This window comes from Isoptericola maris, assembly GCF_048065335.1.
Taxonomy (GTDB): Bacteria; Actinomycetota; Actinomycetes; order Actinomycetales; family Cellulomonadaceae; genus Isoptericola; species Isoptericola rhizosphaerae.
In genome coordinates this window covers 1-15983 of record NZ_JBLUNY010000015.1, presented here as the reverse complement: position 1 = coordinate 15983, position 15983 = coordinate 1, and the positions used below count along the sequence as shown (strand labels likewise).

23 protein-coding genes and 1 pseudogene are annotated in these 15983 nt (G+C 69.7%); 12 read left to right on the top strand and 12 right to left on the bottom strand.

Translation table 11 applies throughout. The annotated features are described in order from the left end of the window. Window positions 1–13 precede the first annotated feature (13 nt). The 3 genes from ACH5HR_RS16255 (at window position 14) to ACH5HR_RS16245 (ending at window position 1125) form a co-directional block, all read left to right on the top strand. A complete protein-coding gene (locus ACH5HR_RS16255; RefSeq protein WP_416478860.1) occupies window positions 14–484 on the top strand; it encodes a hemerythrin domain-containing protein in 471 nt (156 codons plus the stop codon). Window positions 485–587: 103 nt separating this feature from the next. Next, entirely contained in the window at window positions 588–857 is a 270-nt protein-coding gene (locus ACH5HR_RS16250) for a GlsB/YeaQ/YmgE family stress response membrane protein (protein WP_416478858.1), read from the top strand. A gap of 4 nt (window positions 858–861) precedes the next feature. Then, window positions 862–1125, top strand: coding sequence for a hypothetical protein (locus tag ACH5HR_RS16245; RefSeq protein WP_416478856.1), 264 nt, complete (start codon window positions 862–864; stop codon window positions 1123–1125). Window positions 1126–1132: 7 nt separating this feature from the next. On the opposite strand, the gene ACH5HR_RS16240 is transcribed toward ACH5HR_RS16245, so the two are convergent. From ACH5HR_RS16240 to ACH5HR_RS16230, 3 genes are all read right to left on the bottom strand, one after another. Beyond that, window positions 1133–1819, bottom strand: a complete 687-nt coding sequence (locus ACH5HR_RS16240) for an HAD family hydrolase (protein ID WP_416478854.1) — start codon at window positions 1817–1819, stop codon at window positions 1133–1135. 95 nt (window positions 1820–1914) lie between these two features. Then, window positions 1915–2331: a hypothetical protein gene (locus ACH5HR_RS16235; RefSeq protein ID WP_416478852.1), complete on the bottom strand. Its 417-nt coding sequence runs from the start codon at window positions 2329–2331 to the stop codon at window positions 1915–1917. After that, window positions 2328–2783 carry an OsmC family protein gene (locus ACH5HR_RS16230; RefSeq protein ID WP_416478850.1) on the bottom strand — a complete coding sequence of 152 codons (456 nt, stop codon included), beginning with the start codon at window positions 2781–2783 and terminating at the stop codon, window positions 2328–2330. Before ACH5HR_RS16230 ends, ACH5HR_RS16235 begins: the two co-directional genes overlap by 4 nt. A 66-nt stretch (window positions 2784–2849) precedes the next feature. Here ACH5HR_RS16230 and ACH5HR_RS16225 point away from each other — a divergent pair, with 66 nt between their 5' ends. Next, window positions 2850–3590, top strand: a complete 741-nt coding sequence (locus ACH5HR_RS16225) for an ArsR/SmtB family transcription factor (RefSeq protein ID WP_416478848.1) — start codon at window positions 2850–2852, stop codon at window positions 3588–3590. A gap of 4 nt (window positions 3591–3594) precedes the next feature. On the opposite strand, the gene ACH5HR_RS16220 is transcribed toward ACH5HR_RS16225, so the two are convergent. Then, complete coding sequence (locus ACH5HR_RS16220) at window positions 3595–3969, bottom strand: DUF5655 domain-containing protein (RefSeq protein ID WP_416478846.1); 375 nt, start codon at window positions 3967–3969, stop codon at window positions 3595–3597. A gap of 68 nt (window positions 3970–4037) precedes the next feature. After that, on the bottom strand, window positions 4038–4490 hold the full coding sequence (locus ACH5HR_RS16215; RefSeq protein ID WP_416478845.1) for a nitroreductase family deazaflavin-dependent oxidoreductase: 453 nt from the start codon (window positions 4488–4490) through the stop codon (window positions 4038–4040). Window positions 4491–4659: 169 nt separating this feature from the next. Here ACH5HR_RS16215 and relB point away from each other — a divergent pair, with 169 nt between their 5' ends. Then, complete coding sequence (relB, locus tag ACH5HR_RS16210; RefSeq protein ID WP_416478843.1) at window positions 4660–4995, top strand: type II toxin-antitoxin system RelB family anti-toxin; 336 nt, start codon at window positions 4660–4662, stop codon at window positions 4993–4995. Window positions 4996–5025: 30 nt separating this feature from the next. Here the strand turns inward: relB and ACH5HR_RS16205 are convergent, their stop codons facing one another. Continuing rightward, the gene (locus tag ACH5HR_RS16205; protein WP_416478841.1) at window positions 5026–5922 is read right to left on the bottom strand and encodes an SDR family oxidoreductase; all 897 of its coding nucleotides are present in this window, start codon (window positions 5920–5922) and stop codon (window positions 5026–5028) included. A gap of 197 nt (window positions 5923–6119) precedes the next feature. Continuing rightward, window positions 6120–7100 carry an ArsR/SmtB family transcription factor gene (locus ACH5HR_RS16200; protein WP_416478840.1) on the bottom strand — a complete coding sequence of 327 codons (981 nt, stop codon included), beginning with the start codon at window positions 7098–7100 and terminating at the stop codon, window positions 6120–6122. Between the two features lie 37 nt (window positions 7101–7137). On the opposite strand from ACH5HR_RS16200, the gene ACH5HR_RS16195 reads away from it, so the two are divergent. Beyond that, a complete protein-coding gene (locus tag ACH5HR_RS16195; RefSeq protein WP_416478904.1) occupies window positions 7138–7374 on the top strand; it encodes a cupin domain-containing protein in 237 nt (78 codons plus the stop codon). After that, window positions 7374–7664 carry a DUF4287 domain-containing protein gene (locus tag ACH5HR_RS16190; RefSeq protein WP_416478839.1) on the top strand — a complete coding sequence of 97 codons (291 nt, stop codon included), beginning with the start codon at window positions 7374–7376 and terminating at the stop codon, window positions 7662–7664. The genes ACH5HR_RS16195 and ACH5HR_RS16190 overlap by 1 nt, the downstream gene beginning before the upstream one ends. A gap of 328 nt (window positions 7665–7992) precedes the next feature. Here ACH5HR_RS16190 and imuA' read toward each other — a convergent pair whose 3' ends face one another. After that, window positions 7993–8589 (bottom strand): DnaE2-dependent mutagenesis accessory factor ImuA', encoded by a 597-nt coding sequence (gene imuA' / locus ACH5HR_RS16945; protein WP_518486619.1) that lies wholly within the window; start codon window positions 8587–8589, stop codon window positions 7993–7995. Between the two features lie 189 nt (window positions 8590–8778). Here imuA' and ACH5HR_RS16185 point away from each other — a divergent pair. After that, window positions 8779–9950 (top strand): IS3 family transposase gene (locus tag ACH5HR_RS16185; protein ID WP_416478837.1). Its coding sequence is split into 2 segments (ribosomal slippage): window positions 8779–9057 and window positions 9060–9950, totalling 1170 coding nucleotides; the frame shifts between segments, so codons are not numbered across the junction. Between the two features lie 120 nt (window positions 9951–10070). Here ACH5HR_RS16185 and ACH5HR_RS16180 read toward each other — a convergent pair. From ACH5HR_RS16180 to ACH5HR_RS16170, 3 genes are all read right to left on the bottom strand, one after another. Next, window positions 10071–11004, bottom strand: a protein-coding gene (locus ACH5HR_RS16180; RefSeq protein WP_416478836.1) for an IS5 family transposase whose coding sequence is annotated in 2 segments (ribosomal slippage) — window positions 10071–10634 and window positions 10636–11004 — 933 coding nt in all. Because the reading frame shifts where the segments join, the coding sequence is not laid out codon by codon here. 265 nt (window positions 11005–11269) lie between these two features. After that, window positions 11270–11599 (bottom strand): hypothetical protein, encoded by a 330-nt coding sequence (locus ACH5HR_RS16175; protein ID WP_402375098.1) that lies wholly within the window; start codon window positions 11597–11599, stop codon window positions 11270–11272. Between the two features lie 52 nt (window positions 11600–11651). Further along, window positions 11652–12812, bottom strand: coding sequence for a trypsin-like serine protease (locus ACH5HR_RS16170; protein WP_402375100.1), 1161 nt, complete (start codon window positions 12810–12812; stop codon window positions 11652–11654). 406 nt (window positions 12813–13218) lie between these two features. Here ACH5HR_RS16170 and ACH5HR_RS16165 point away from each other — a divergent pair, with 406 nt between their 5' ends. The 3 genes from ACH5HR_RS16165 to ACH5HR_RS16155 all read left to right on the top strand — a co-directional run bounded on the left by ACH5HR_RS16165 (window position 13219) and on the right by ACH5HR_RS16155 (window position 14659). Next, entirely contained in the window at window positions 13219–13770 is a 552-nt protein-coding gene (locus ACH5HR_RS16165; RefSeq protein WP_416478903.1) for a recombinase family protein, read from the top strand. 206 nt (window positions 13771–13976) lie between these two features. Continuing rightward, complete coding sequence (locus ACH5HR_RS16160; RefSeq protein ID WP_402375102.1) at window positions 13977–14237, top strand: glutaredoxin domain-containing protein; 261 nt, start codon at window positions 13977–13979, stop codon at window positions 14235–14237. A gap of 23 nt (window positions 14238–14260) precedes the next feature. After that, window positions 14261–14659, top strand: coding sequence for a hypothetical protein (locus ACH5HR_RS16155; RefSeq protein WP_402375104.1), 399 nt, complete (start codon window positions 14261–14263; stop codon window positions 14657–14659). Window positions 14660–14662: 3 nt separating this feature from the next. Here the strand turns inward: ACH5HR_RS16155 and ACH5HR_RS16150 are convergent, their stop codons facing one another. Beyond that, complete coding sequence (locus ACH5HR_RS16150) at window positions 14663–15250, bottom strand: HARBI1 family protein (RefSeq protein ID WP_416478901.1); 588 nt, start codon at window positions 15248–15250, stop codon at window positions 14663–14665. A gap of 147 nt (window positions 15251–15397) precedes the next feature. Here ACH5HR_RS16150 and ACH5HR_RS16145 point away from each other — a divergent pair. Continuing rightward, window positions 15398–15983 (top strand): annotated as a pseudogene (locus ACH5HR_RS16145) (transposase); the annotation flags it as partial.

The window sequence follows — 15983 nt, the reverse complement described above, 5'->3', positions numbered from 1 at the left end:
CCTTCGTCGTCGCGTGACTGAGCGCGAGACGACCAGGCTCGTCGCCTGGAGCCAGGAGCTGCGCCGAGTGCACGGACGGTTGCGCGAAGCCCTGGACGTGACCCGTGCGGCCCTGGCCGACGGTACTCCTGGACAGGCCGCCACCCGTGACCTGCTGCTGTACTGCCACGGCTTCTGCACGGCGCTGGACGCCCATCACCGCGGCGAGGACCGCTCCCTGTTCCCGGCGATCGAGGCTGCCCACCCGCAGCTCGCCCCGGTGCTGCGGGCTCTCGAGCAGGACCACTCGATGATCGGCCACCTGCTCGGTGAGCTCCAGGCAGCCGTCGCGCGCGCGGCGACCCGGGCCGAGCTGCAGCGCCACCTGGACGGCGTCGCCGCGATCATGGAGAACCACTTCCGCTACGAGGAGCGGCGGCTGCTCGGCCTGCTGGAGTCGCTGGATCTGGTGGCCGACCCGGGCGACGTGCTCGGCCCCCTGTAGGGGGCACCCGGTCCCGGCGGGGTCGTGCGGCCGCCGTGCAGCCGAGCCGGACCGGCCATACGGTGTGGCTGAAGGCGCGACCCGACGACCAGGAGGTTCAGCCATGACCGCAGGCGGCATCATCACGGCCATCATCATCGGTGCCATCATCGGCGCGCTCGGACGACTGGTCGTCCGTGGCCGACAGAACATCTCGATCATCGCGACGATCCTCGTCGGGATCGCCGCCGCCCTGCTCGGTACGTGGATCGCCAGCCTGATCGGCGTGCAGGACACGAGCGGGATCGACTGGATCGAGCTGGCCCTCCAGATCGGCCTGGCCGCGATCGGCGTCTCCATTGTGGCGGGCTCGTCCGGGCGGAAGGCCTCCTGACCGGATGAGTGTGACGACCACGGATCACCGCGAGATCCGCTCGTGGGTCGAGGGGCGGTCAGGCGTGCCGCTGCTCATCGAGTCGCCCGGCCTCGGCGGCCGCCCCGTCCCCGCAGTGGTGTTCCCGCACGACGAGAGCATCCCGGAGTCGCGCGAGGTCGGCTGGGACGAGTGGTTCGAGGTGTTCGACGCCTCCGGCCTGGCGTTCCGCCACTCCCCGGGCGGCCCGGACGACTTCCCACCGGTCTACGAGCTGCTCAACCCCTGAGCCCTGGTCAGCTCCTCGCGCCGAGGACGGTCGCGAGCGCGCTGCCGTCCAGGTGGGCGAGCAACTCCGCAACGTCGGTGCGGACCTCGACCGCGCCGGCCTCGGTCAGCTCGTGCGCGCTGACACCACCGCTGAGCACCCCGACGCACGGCACACCGGCGCGCTCCGCGGCGACGGCGTCCCACACCGAGTCGCCCAGGAACACCGCCTGGGAGGGCTCCACTCCCGCCGCGTCGAGCGCGACCTGCACGAGCTCCGGCTCAGGCTTGGAGGCCTCCACGTCCTGGGCCGACGTCACCGCGTACAGCGCGTCCTCCACGTCGAGCAGCTCCCGCAGCCGCGCGAGCTGCTCGGGCGAGGCCGACGTCGCGAGCACCGGCCGGGCACCGCGCGCGGCGATCTCGCGCACCAGCTCGCGTGCCCCGTCGAACACACGCATGCGATGGGCGGACTCGGCCTCGTGCCGCGAGTGGGCCTCGTCGACCTCGTCCGCGAGCGCCGACGACAGCTCGACGCCGCTGAGGGAGGCGACGCGCGGGATCAGCTGCGACCCGGCCATCCCGAGCGTCCGGTGGATCCGCCAGGCGTCGACCTCGATCCCGACGTCGGCGAAGGAGCGGAGCCACGCGTCGACCTGCAGGTAGTTCGAGTCGACGAGCGTCCCGTCGACGTCGAGCAGCACCGCGCCGGTCATGCGGAGCCATTCCTGGACGGTGCGGGCAGAGGGGCACAAGTTCGGCTCATCTGTCGATCCTCGGGCCCGGCCGCCGATACCGCCACCCCGAGCAGTCACCCGCGCGGCAGCCCTCGCTCCCACCGCCCGACGACGTCTCGGCACGCCGTGACGTCGTCGTCCGCGACGACCAGGACCAGGTTGCCGTCGTGGTCGCTGTACTGGACCTCGACGTTCACCCCGGCGTCGCCGAGCTGCCGGGCGAGCGTGCCGAGCTGGCCGGGGGCGTCCTGGTCGAGCCGGGTCATGATCACGTCGCGCGCGACGGCGCGGCCCAGCCCGGCCGAGGCGACGGCCGCCACGGCCGCTGCGCCGTCGTCCACGAGGTAGTGCGCGACCGCCCGCTCACCGTGCGCGACGACGCCGCCGCCCTCGAGGCTGACGCCCGCGTCGCCGAGCGCCTCACCGAGGTCGGCGAGCGCCCCGGGCCGGTGGGGCAGCTCGACCCGCAGGTCCTGGTACCGGGCGCTCACGACGTCACGACCGTCGTCTCGACGACCACCGGCACGGACAGGGAGCTCGCGACGTAGCACTCCCGGTGCGCCTGCTCGGCGAGGCGGCGCACCTGGTCGGGGGCGACGTCGGGGCCGGTCGTGACTGTCGGGCGCAGGCGGACCTCGCCGAGCCGCGAGGGCTGCGCGCCCAGGTCGAGGTGGCTGGTGGCCTCGTCGTCGTACGCCAGCACCTCGACGCCCGCCCGTGCCGCCACCGCGAGGAAGGACAGCATCTGGCACGACGACGCGGCCATCACGACGAGCTGCTCCGGGTTGAGGCGGTCAGGGCTCCCGCGGAAGCCCGGGTCCGCGCTCAGGGCGACCTCCGCCGTCGACGGTTCGGTGGTGGCGACGTGGTCGCGCGAGTACGACCGGATGCCCCCGGCCGTCGAACCGGTCCAGTGCAGCGAGGTGGCGTAGCGATGGCTCATGCTCCGCACGCTAGACGCGGGACGTTTCGGCAGACGCCGAACCGTGCCCGTCGTAGCGTGGGTCTCGTGAGCAGGGACCGTGACTTCACCGCCGTCGGCCGGGCGCTGGCCACGCCCGCGCGCTCGGTGTTCCTCAACCTGCTGCTGGACGGCACGCGGCGGCCTGCCGGCGAGCTGGCGCGTGCCGCCGGTGTCCGCGCCTCCACCGCGTCGGAGCACCTGTCCGTGCTGGTCGACGCCGGTCTCGTGACGTGCGAGGCGCACGGACGGCACCGCTACTACGCCCTCGCCGGGCCGCACGTAGCCTCCGCGCTCGAGGCGCTGGGCACGCTGGCGGCCCCGGCACCCGTCGTCGGCTACCGGCTCAGCCGGCACGCGCAGCACCTGGCCCGTGCACGGTTCTGCTACGACCATCTGGCCGGTCACCTCGGCATCGCGCTCGCGGACGCCTGGGTGGGCTGCGGCTGGCTGGCCGGGCGTGAGGTGCTGGTCCTCACCGACTCCGGTGCCGACGGGCTGCAGGCCACCGGGTTCGACGTCGACGGTGCGGTCGCCGCTCGCAGGCCCACCACGCGGGCCTGCCTCGACTGGACCGAACGGCGACCGCACCTGGCCGGAGCGCTGGGTGCCGCCGTCGGACGCCGGTTCCTCGAGGCGGGCTGGGTCGTGCGGCACCGCTCGGGACGAGGCTTGAACCTCACCGAGGCGGGGACCGCGATGCTCCGCGAGGCGTGGGGCGTCACGCTCGCCGAACCGGCCTCCGATGACGCTCCGGCAACCCCGGCGCGCGTCGCCTCCCGCGCGTAGGGCGTCACCGTGCGTGCGCGTACGCCTCCGCGAGCCAGTCCCGGACCTCGTCGTCGATCTGCGAGGTGCGGAAGAGCTCGAGGTGGTGCATCCACACCGTCGTGGAGGGGCGCGCGACCGACTTGAACCGGTGGGACGAGACCTCGCGCGGCAGGACGATCGACAGCACCGCCGGCACCTCGCTGTGCACGTACTGGCCGGGCCGCCAGACATAGGCGAACCCCCGTCCCCGGCGAAAGGCGATCTGACTCGTCGTCACCCGCAGGTCGAACGCGCCGATCGTCTCCACGGCGGCCCGGACTGCGTCGAAGAGCGCGAGACCGTCGGGGAAGCCTCCGAAGAAGCTCTGCGGCGTCGGTTCCTCGCCCGCCCGGCTCATCCGAGCAGACTACGTCGGGCTGCCGGCGTCGCAACGGCGCCCCTCGGCACCACCGGCGCGTCGGCGGGTCAGCGGCGCGTCAGCCGGATCACGGGGATCTGCCGGTCCGTCTTACCCTCGTAGCCCGCGAACTGCTTGGCGGAAGCCCGGATCCCCTCCCACGCGACAGCGCGCTCGTCACCGTGCAGCTCGGTGGCGGAGACGGGGATCGTCTCGCCGCCGAGCTCGATGGTGACCTCGTCAGGATGGGCGGCGACGTTGCGGTACCAGGCAGGGTTCGAGGCCGCCGCGCCGGCAGACGCGATGACGAGCCAACCGTCGTCGTCCGGGAACCAGGCCAGCGGGGTGGACCGCGGTTCGCCGCTCGTGCGCCCCACGGCGGTCAGCACGAGGAGGTTCATGCCCATCGTGGAACCCCGTGCGCGACGTGCCCGGCCGGCCGCCAGCTTGTTGACGCACCGGACGAACCGCCCGGGCCGGATCCCGGCACCGTACGTGCCCTGGGGGTGGGTGAAGGACATGAGGTCTCCTGATCGTCGGTGGGCGGCCGCTCTGCCGAGACTACGCGTCCTCGTGGAGGAGGGAGGGGATCCTTCCGCCGCAACGCATCGTTTCTGATTCACCTCGTGCCGGGAGGGGCGCTGAATCATTCTTGATCCATCGGGCGCGTGGATGTGGTATGAATCAGAGATGAGTCCTCGCCGACCGTGGTTTCGTGCCAGGACCCAGGCCGGCCTGGGTAGGGCGATCCGGCGCGCCCGCCAGACGGCTGGCTTCTCTCAGGACGAGCTGGCGGCTGAGGCGACCACCTCCCGTCCCACGCTCTCCCGTCTGGAACGCGGCGCGTCCGTCGCCAGCAAGACCGTCCTCGCCGCCGCGGCGGCTTGCGGATACGAGATCGTCCTGGTGCCTCGTGGCGCCCGGGTGACCGTCGGGCCGCCGGATGCGGAGGGCGCGCCCGACGGCCACCCGGAGATTCCTGCACTGGTGGAGCAGCGCGCCGAGGCCGTCCGTGACGCAGCCTGACGGAGCGCCCGGGAGCGGACGGCACCGGAATCACTGCAGCCCGAACCCGCCGTCCGTCGTCAGCCGCTGGCCCACCATCCACGAACCGGCCGGGCTCACGAGCCAGCCGATCAGCCGGGCCGGGTCGGTCGGCTCGCCCCAGCGTCCGAACGGTGTCGCCGCCCGCAGCTCCTCCAGCTCCGCGAGCGGCCGGTCCGTCGTCCCCGGGTCGAGGTAGCCGGTGTTCACCGGGCCGGGGTTGACGGTGTTGAGGACGACGCCGAGCTCGAGCAGCTCGGCCGCCACGGTGGCGGTCACCCCGGCCAGCGCCGCCTTCGACGTGGCGTAGGCGACCTCGCCACGCATCGGTCCGGCCTCCTGTCCTGACGTCATCCACACCACCTTCGGCGCGGTCGCAGGGTCCGACGGCGCAGCGGTGCCCGACGGCGCGGCACGCCCCAGACGCTCGCCGGGACGCGACGTCGGGCCCGGCTCCGCGGCGACGCGCTGCTGGGCGAAGCGGCGCGTCAGGAGCAGCGTGGACCGGGTGTTCGTCTCCCAGAACGCGTCCAGGGCTGCCGCCGACATGTCGAGGATCGACCCGTCGCCGCCGCTGCGCGCGTGGTTGCACACCAGCACGTCGAGGGAACCGGTGAGCGCCTGCGCGGCATCGAACAGCTCGTCCACCTGGGCGGGGTCGCGCAGGTCGGCGCTCGCGGACCCGGAGACGGCGTCGTCCTGCAGCGCCTCGCGGACGCCCGCGTGCACGGCGTCGAGGTCGTCGGCGCCCCACGGCTGGTCGGCGTCGTGCGGGGCGTAGTGGTGCGTGAAGACGCTCGCCCCGAGCCCGGCGAGCTCGCGGGCGACGGCGTGACCGATGCCCAGGCGGCGCGAGACGCCGGTGACGAGCGCGGTGCGGCCGGCGAGGGGAAGGTCGTGGTGGGTCATACCGGCGACCGTAGCGGCGCAGGTGCCGAGCGGCCGACAGGATTTCGGCCGGTCCGCGGCGACTGCCGCTCAGCGGCTCTGACCGAACCGACGGACCTGGGCGCGACGGACCGGCCGAACGGTCCTGCGCCCGCAGGCGTTCGACGATCTCGGAGTTCGTCGGACGCTGGGCCAGCCGCGTCGTGCAAGCAGGCGATTCATCCGCCGACGAGCGCCTCGCCCAGCGGCGTGCGCACGTGCACGACGCGGGCGCCCTCCCGGCGGGAGTCGACGAGCCGGGCGGCCGCCAGCCGGGTCAGGTGGTGCGACGCGGTCGAGGCGGCGAGGCCACCGGCGGCCGCGACCTCGCTGGTCGACAGGGGCGCGCACAGCGCGAGGAGCACCGTGGCGCGTCCGGTGCCGAGCAGCTCGGTGAGCGCACGCGCCGTGTCGGCCGGAGCGTCGGCCCACCGCTCGGAGATGCCCAACGCGGGGTAGAAGAGCGTGGGCTGGGCCGGCGGTTCCGTCACGACGGCGCAGCGTGGCGCCATGACGGACGGTGCCAGGACGAGGCCGCTGCCCGCGCAGTCCAGCACCTCGCCGTGCAGCCGGAGGCGGACGTGCACCGCGTTCGAGCCCCAGGTGACGGCCTCGTGCAGCGTGTCGACCATCGCGCCGAGGCCGTGCGTCGTCGTCCGGCGCGAGCGCGTACCGATGTCGGCGCGCAGGAGCCGCTCGAGCTGCGGCCAGTACGGGGCCATGACAGCGTCCCAGACCTGCTGCCAGGCGTCGGCGACGGCCTCCCGGGTGCGAGCGAGGTCCTCCGCCAGGGCCCGCAGCAGACGCTGCTCGTCGCCGGTGGTGCGGGCCACACGCTTGTGCAGGTCCACCCGCATCGGCTCGAGCGCGGTCTCGCGCAGCCGGTCGACCTCCTCCGCGGGGCCTAGGTCCCAGCCGGGTGTCGACGTGAGGAAGTCCGGCAGGTAGCCGTCCGGGCCGACCAGAAGGCGGATCAGCTCGAACGCGCGCGCCGGGACATGGTGACGGGCCTGCCGCAGCCAGCCCCACTGCAGCGGGTGGTACTGCGGCCGGCCCAGCACCCGCACGGCGTGCGCGAGCTCGTGGCCCGGGGAGATGCCGAACCGGATCGCCGAGAGGTCGTCCGGCGTCAGGCGGAACTCGACGATGTTTCGATGCACATCGAAACTCTAGGCGTCCACGGGCGCTCGCACGAGGCTGGGACCACCTCGGCCGCAGGGGCCGGGCCTGCACCGCCACCCCTACTCCGAGACGTGGTCCGTCCTGGAGGGCGAGGCCACCATCACGATCGGCGACGAGACGGTGGTCGCCCACGCAGGCGACACCGCCGTCGTGCAGCCCGGCGTCTGGCACGGCTTCAGCAACACCGGCTCCGGCACCCTGCGCATGATCTGCATCCACGCGTCCGACACGATGATCCAGGAGTTCCGCTGATGTCCTTCCAGGCCTACCTCGACGCCGTCGAGACCAAGACGGGGCTGACCCCGCGCCAGCTCGTCGCCGCCGCCGCCGAGCAGGGGTTCGGCACCGGCAGCAAGGCGACGCCCGTCGTGACGTGGCTCAAGGAGAGCTACGGGCTCGGTCACGGCCACGCGATGGCCATGGTCCACGTCATCACCAAGGGCGACCGGATCAGCGGCAAGCACGTGGGCTCCGACGGCGCACACCGAGACTCCAGCGACCGGCTGTGGCTCGACGGGAAGGACTCCCGACCCGCCGACTGACCGACCCTGAGGTGCCACCCGAGGTGGCGCCGCGGAAACGGCCGATTCTGGGGCGCGCCAGAGTCGGGTTCTGGATGTTGCGCAGCCTCAGCGTGCCCGACGGATACAGCTTGGTTCGCCGGGCTCGTACAGGTCGAAGTTCCGCTCGGGCGGTGAGGCCAACCACCTCGTCGAAGACCTTCTCGAGGTCGAGCGAGCGAGCAGCAGTACGCCGCCACGAAGGCTGCCGTCGCGGCCGGCGACAGCGAGACAGCCGAGGGCGACGGTTGACGCCGACACCAGGCCCAGACCAGTCGCCGGAACCCGCGGTGAGGTGGCGTAGTTATGGTCAGCTCATGGCGCGCAGCCGCGCTCGCCAATGCTGGACCGCAGTTCCGGGTCGTGCCGGGTCGAGAGGGCCTTGCGCGGGTTTCGGCAAGGTCAGCGTCCAGGCGTCGGTGACCCCACGCCTTTGACGCTCAACCCCGAACGTGCAGTGGCGGAAGTAGCCAGCGGCTTCCTCGGTGCCGGACCAGTGGGCTGCGCGCAGCCGCAGGCTCGAGTGCACCCACCCGTTGGTGGCCACGAGACCGCATCTCCGATCGCACGCCCTGGCCAAGAGCTGCCGACGGTTCGACAGCGACAGCCCGGCGTCGGACCCCACGATGACGTAGCTCATCCCGTCGAGGAGCGCCGCGACCGCCTCAGCGGCCTGGCCTCGGACGTCCGGCACCACGATGAGGCGCGAGCGGGACACATCGGCGTCGGCGGCCGCCTCCAGCCCGAGGGGCCTGCCATCCCCACGACCGCGATCCAGTCCGTAGTCCCCTGTGACGCGGCGAGCAGTTCCAGGAGCAGGCTCGAAGAGCCCGGCCCTGGGCTGGTCTGTCGTAGCCGACCATGACGCATGTGGGCTCGGAGGGCGAAGTGCCTTCCGAGCCCACATGCATCACAGAACGATCGCGATCTCCACTGAACTGCCGGCGAGCTCGTGGCAGGTGCGGGAGCGCGGTGACGACTCGATGCGACTTCCGCCTGACCCGAGAATCACAGCGAAGTGGCCTAAGGGACTGCTGCACGGATAGGTGACACCTGACCTGTGGTGCCTGCGGGTGCTGCTGGAAGGATGTTCACCGTGCCCAGACCCCATCCCAAGGAGTTCCGCGACGACGTCGTGGCGATCGCCCGCCAGGGCGAGGCTCCGATCAAGCAGGTCGCGAAGGACTTTGGCATTTCCGAGTCCTGCTTGCGCAACTGGCTGCGCCAGGCTGACGTCGAAGACGGCGCCAAGCCCGGCGTGACGAAGAGCGAGTCGACCGAGCTGCGCGAGGCCCGCAAGCGCGTCCGCGTGCTTGAGCAGGAGAACGAGGTCCTGCGCCGCGCCGCGGCGTACTTCGCCCAGGCGCACCTGCCGGGAAAATGAGCTACCCGCTCGTCCGAGAGCTCGCCGCAGACGGTGTCCCCGTCGCGGTGACGTGCCGGGTGCTCAACCTCGCCAGAGCGCCGTACTACCGGTGGCTCGCCAACCCCGTGAGCCACCGTGAGCTGGAGCAGGCCTACCTCGCGAACGCCCTGTTCAACGCCCACACCGAGGACCCGGAGTTCGGGTACCGGCTGTTGGCCGACGAGGCCCGCGCGGCCGGCCATCACGCGTGCGACCGCACGATGTGGCGGCTCGTGCGCGACGGGCGCTGGTGGTCCGTGTTCGGCAAGAAGCGTTCGAAGAACGGCAAGAAGCCCGGCCCGCCCGCGCACGACGACCTCGTGAACCGGGACTTCACCGCCTCGGCGCCGAACGAACTGTGGCTGACCGACATCACCGAGCACCCCACGAGCGAGGGCAAGGTCTACCTCTGCGCGATCAAGGACGTCTACTCCAACCGGATCGTGGGCTACTCCATCAGCGACCGCATGAAGTCCCGACTGGCCGTGGCCGCGCTGGAGAACGCCGTGGCCAGACGGGCCGTCGAGGGCCGCGAGGTGGCCGGCTGCATCGTGCACAGCGACAGAGGCAGCCAGTTTCGAAGCCGCAAATTCCTGGCAGCGCTGCGTCGCCACGACCTGCGCGGATCCATGGGCCAGGTCGCCTCCGCCGGCGACAACGCCGCCATGGAATCGTTCTTCGCGCTGCTGCAGAAGAACGTCCTGGACCGGCGCCGCTGGACCACCCGCGAGCAGCTGCGCATCCGGATCATCACCTGGATCGAACGCACCTACCACCGACGCCGCCGCCAGACCCGTCTCGGACGATTGACCCCCATCGAGTACGAAGCCATCATCACCACTCAGGTCGCACTCGCCGCCTGAGAACCGCTGTCACCTATCCGTGCAGCAGACCCCTCTGTGCCCTCTATGAGCGCAACGGGTGGGGCGACCCGCCGAGCGATCTGCCCAATGTAAAGCCGCTCGAGCACTAGGGCACGTCTCCTAGATGCGGGTCCAGGTGATGCAGGCTGAGAGCACGACGGCGGCGCGGTAGGTGATGGCGAGCTTGTCGTAGCGGGTGGCCAGGGCGCGCCACTGCTTGGCGAGGGCGAAGCAGCGTTCGACGACGTTGCGGCCCTTGTAGGTGACGGTGTCCAGCTTCGGAGGGCGCCCGCCGGCGGAGCCCTTGCGCTTGCGGGCCGCGATCTCGTCCTTCTTCTGTGGGATCACGGCCTTGATGCCCCGTCCGGCGAGCATCTGGCGGGTCTTGCCGCTGGTGTAGGCGCGGTCGGCGATCACGGCATCAGGTCTGGTGCGCGGGCGGCCTGGTCCCAGGCGCGGGACGCGGATGTCGGCCAGCACCTCGGCGAGAGCCGCGCCGTCGTGGCGCTGCCCGCCGGTGACCACGATCGCGAGCGGGCGCCCGCGCCCGTCGACCGCGGCGTGGATCTTTGTCGTCAGGCCGCCGCGGGAGCGGCCGATGCCGTGACCTGCAGGTTCACGCTCACCCCCAAGCGGGCTGTGGACGAACCCGGGCGGTGTCGGCGTGTAGTTCGATCTCGCCCCCTGTGTCCTGCTCCGGGCGCGCGGTGTTCGTGCCGTGCTGGTGAGCACGGTTGATCGTCGCGTCCACCGAGACGTTCCAGTCGATCTGCCCGGCCGCGTCGGCATGGGCCAGCAGTCGTGCGAGCACGCGGTCCCAGGTCCCGTCGTCGGCGTATCGGCGGTGCCGCTTCCAGACCGTCTTCCACGGCCCGAACTCCTCGCGCGGTAGGTCGCGCCACGGGATCCCGGTCCGGTAGCGGTAGATGATGCCCTCGACCACCCGCCGGTTGTCACCGAACGGGCGACCCCGCCGCCCGACGTTCGAGGGCAGGACCGGCTCGATCTGCTCCCACTGCTCATCACTCAGTGCCCGGAACCGAGAAGACGTCACCGGGTCAGTCTGCCGCGCCTCGCCGACGATTTAGGAGACGCGCCCTAGGTGACCACATAGTCCAGAACGGTCGATGCTAAAGATAGCGCGAGATGCCATCGCGGGTCTATCGCTGACGGGATGTTGCCAGCGTCTCGAGGGAGCGCGGAAATGGCACCCTGGCGTGATGAGATGCTTGCGGGTGGTGGCCGGTGAACAGACCCTTCATCGTTCGGTGTGAAGCAATGGTGGCACGTCACTCCACGCCGAACGATGAAGCGTCCGCTCAGTTATCGGCCACCGGAGCATCGTCAGACGTTAGATGGACCACGACATCAACTCCGCTACTTGCGGCTTCGGCTGCTGCCTCGAACTCCTCAATTTCCTCGGGCGTGAGGTCATCGCCGAGGGTGTAGACGGTCAGGACTAGGTGGTCTTCTGACGCTTCATAGCGCACTTCCACGGGGCGGTCGTCGATGTTGATGGCGTTGATCACCGTGCGTTCGAGGTTCGCGGCCTCGGCCGACGAGACCTGTGTGGGCGCGAGAGTGCTGTCTTCTCCGCTGGGAGCGTCGACGCCTCCACACCCGCCGATGATGAAGGTCGCGGCGATCACTGCCGATGCGACCACTGAACTCCGAGTGCTGAATCGCATTGGTGGCTCCACTTCAGCTTGTCTTTACCTTGACGGTGCCCGAGATTTTCGAGATGTACGCGATCGGAGTAATGTAGGAGCCCTTGGAGTTGCTTCCGGTGGTCACGCCGTACGCGGTGTGGACGGCGAACCAGGGCCCGCCAGAATCCCCCTTGTCGCTAATCTTTTCGGCAGTCTGGTACAGGTTGCAGTACTTCTTGTTGATGTTCGTAAAGGTCACGCACCCCCTGTATGAAGCGACCTTGCTGTGTGTATAGTTGGTGGTTTTGCCGAACTTGTAAAGCGTCTTGCCGACAGACACGATCCCTGTGCTGTTCACGGTGCGGAACGTCGCGCCCTTCTTGTATCGGAACTTATTCTTTGGTGTCCCGCCAGTAAGCTTTGTAAATCTTAGATCGTTCTGTTCGCTGGCAACGTACGTTGTGCTGGTTGCGTCACCGTCATACTTGGCCGGCTTAGTTGTACAATGCGCTGCCGTTATGATTCCGTAGGCGCTCCCGCGCTTGCCGACAAACCCGCCGGTGCAGCCACCGTAGACCATGCCTCCCCTGGTGTTCGACTCCGCCTGTGGGGCGTCACTATCGTCCTCGTATTCGACGCTGATCGTGGGACTGGCGGTCGACTGCTTGGCGCTAACTTGGGCGACGCTCTCCGCAAGGTCGGCTATTGCGGCTCTGTCAGCGTCTACCCATGCGGTCACTACGACGCTGTCGGTCTTGTATTCGTAGCGCGCTGCAAGTGCGGTCTCGGCTGTGTCTGCAGTCTCGACTGTGTCACCTATCGCGCCTTCGATCTTTTCCATAGCGGCCAGCTCGACTGTGGAACGATCAAAGTATGGGACGGCCCCCTCGTCTGTGGTCTCGACCTTCACGTTGACGCCATGCTTAGTGGCGTGGGCCTTGGCGGTCTCGGTACCGTTTGGAGTGACGGCTACGAGTCCGTGATCACCCTCCCATCGGAAATCGATGATACTGGCGGGTGCGAGTTCCAGGATATCGGTGAGATATTGGCTGAATGCGTCTTGCCCAGCGGCCGTGTTGATTTCCTCTTGGACAAGTGCGTCGTCGCTATCGCCTGCCGCTGCGCTAGTTGTCGTTGCAGTTCCGGCGAGTACGAACGTCGCTGCTAGGGCGATCCAGCGCGGTCGAGCCTTCTTGAGGCGCTTACGTTCCATTGAAGTTGTGGCCCTCTCGCTTCTTGCTCGGTCCGACGGGCGTTCTCGCCTGAAGGTGGGTTGAAAGTACCGTGGTTTCCGACCGTCAACAAGCGGTGAGCGACTCATCATCTGCGCAACGCTACTGGCCGCATCGGCGCCAGAATGCAGATTCGAACTGCCAGCGTCATTCGCATGGAGAATGGCGTGGCTTGCTGGATCCAAATATTCGATTGTCATGGGAAGGCGTGACTCCCGTCTGTGTTTGCTGCCTGATCGCGTCGGCCTTGGGAGCTGGAAGGGCGGAGCCGGTGTAGTTCGAAGACGACGCTCGTGTCTGTTAGATGGCCGGCATGACTGGGGCTACTACTCCACGAGGCCAAGCGTTATGCAATCGTGACCTGACTGGTGCCGTAAACGATCGTTTCTGGGACGGGCCGACCGGGCATCCCGCGCTGACGCAGACCGGCCGCGGTGGCGCGCGTGCCTGGACTACCTGCGTCCGGGGGACACCCTGGTGGTGCGCGCCCTGGACCGCATCGCCGGCAGCGAGGTCATGGCGATCGAGACCGTCAACGAGCTCGGCCGGCGCGAGGTCAACATCAAGAGCCTCACCGAGCCGGCGATCGACACCACCACCACCCCGATGGGTCGAGCGCTGTTCAGCATCACCGCCGTCTACGGGCAGCTGCGCGTAGACACCATCCGGGAGAACACCCGCCGCGGCCTGGCCCACGCCAGAGCGCAGGGCCGCATCGGTGGCCGGCCCACCGTGATCACGCCCGAGCGCCTTGACGTGGCCCGACGGATGCGTGCCGACGGGGACACACTCGCCCACATCGCGAAGGTGCTCGGCATCGGCAAGTCGTCAGTCGCGCGAGCGCTGGGCAAGATCGAGGACCAGAGCGACGGCGACCACGGAAGGCCGGGCACGGAGGCCCGCGACGGTGAACCCGGAAGCCGTGGGGCTCGTTCCTGACGCTCCATCATGGCCGCCGCGTCGTGCGCGCAAGCGGGCCAGGGCCCGCCGTCTGGGCCAGAATTTCTCGGCCGCGTCGCTGCGCTCCTTGTTCCGGTCCGAGAACTTCTTCCCCCGACGCCCTGCGGGTTGACGCACCCGCCGCTCGGGCGGCCGATGGCTCCGCTATCAGGAACGAGGCCCCCACCTGAGCGAGAGGAACGCAGATGCTCACCGTCACCGTCTACAGCACCGGCCCGCAGTGCATCCGCTGCAAGATGACCATCGACAAGCTCGAGGACCCGGCCGTGAACGTCGTCGTCGTCGAGCTGGCGGACAACCCCGGTGCCCGCGCCTACGTCACCGAAGACCTGGGCTACAGCGAGGCCCCCGTGGTCGTCGTCGAGGACGGCACCGGACAGGACCACTGCGCCGGCTTCCGCCCCGACCAGATCAACCGCGTCGCACGCGCCGCTCAGGCCGAGTGAACCAGCAGGGGAGGAGGGCAGCGATGAACACCACCGGCACCACCACGACAGCGCGGATCCTGGTCGCAAACGCGGCCGCGTGGGACTACTGGCGCTGGCACCCAAGTAGTCGGCGGGCCAAGGCTGACACAGCGAAGGCGGGAGCCATCGAGGGTAAGATTACCGGCAAGGTAGCCGACTTTGGCCCTCAAATCTACCGATGGAGGAGAGGTGCGGCGATGCTGCTGGCAATCAAGAGACGACATATGGGCGCCTACCGTGATTGCAATTCTCTGCGTCACGACGCGCCACGAAAAGGCATGGGAGCGGCTTGGGAGTTAACAGGGTACATCGGCACACCTTTCGTAATGGTGGGCGCGCTATATGTTTCGCAGTGGACCGGTGAACCACTGATCACTGAGCCTTTCCCGGTAGGGGTGTGAACGTCACACGGACCTGTCGTGCTCGACGTGCAGCAGCATGAGGGCTGCGGCGATGATGACGGTGATCTTCGACGGGCTCATGTGGATCTTGTCCAGGACCTTGAACGTGCTCTTGAGGATCGCGTTGCCCCGCTCGGCCACCGCCCGGATCGCTGAGTGCAGCAGGTTGAAGCACTTGGCGTCCTCGGTCAGCTCGCCGGTCTTCGGCCTCGGGTACGGGACGGTGAGCCGGTCTGCCTCGCCGAGGTATCCCAGGTCGGCCAGCGCCTTGCGGCCCGTCGTGGGCTCGCCGTGCTCGTTGCGAGCCCAGCGGTCCAGGGCATCGAGGAGTCCGGGGTGGGTGCGCGCGCAGGTCGTGTCGTGCTCGCGGCCCGGGCGTACTGGGGAGACCCAGACCGGCCACCCGTCACCGACGGTCAGGACCTGCACGTTCCCGCCGTGCTTCTTGTGCTTGCCGGACCACCACCGGTCCACGCCCTTGGTCGGTCCCGCCACGCGCAGCCGGTCGGTCGCGATCAGCGTCCCGTCGAGGTTCACGCGGGTGTTCCCGGCGATCTTGACCGCGAGGAGCACGTTGCCACGCGATGGCATCGTCGCGGCGAGCACGCCGATCACTTCGTCGAGATACCGGCTCAACGCAGATGAGGGTGTAGCGCTGGCTGGCTGAGCCGGTTCCGGGGACGGGTCGAGGTCCCCCAGGATGGAAGTTCTCACGCTCACCATCTGGAAGACCTCGACGTGCCTGAACTTACCTTCGCTGCCCCTGACCTTGCGACCTTCGCGCGCCTGGACGAGCTCGGGCTCGTCGTGGTCGGGCAACGGCTGGAGCCCGACCGGGCGACGCTGTGCTGCCGGGTCGTGGCGCGCGCCGATGATGCGTTCTGCCGCGGGTGCGGGGCCGAGGGCACGCCGCGGGGCACGGTGACCCGGTGGCTGGCGCATGAGCCGTTCGGGTGGCGGCCGGTCACGCTGCTGGTGCGGGTGCGGCGCTACCGCTGCACGGGCTGTCGTCGGGTGTGGCGGCAGGACACCACGGCGGCTGCGGATCCGCGGGCGAAGCTCTCGCGGGCGGCGGTGCGCTGGGCCCCTGGTCGGGATCGTGGTTCAGCACCTGACAGTGGCGCGGGTGGCCGAGGCCCTCGCGATCGCGTGGCACACCGCCAACGACGCCGTCCTGGCTGAGGGCCACCGTGTGCTGATCGATGACGAGGCCCGCTTCGACGGCGTCGCCGTCATCGGAGTCGACGAGCACGTGTGGCGCCACACCCGCCGCGGCGAGAAGTACGTCACCGTGGTCATCGACCTGACCCCGATCCGCGACGGC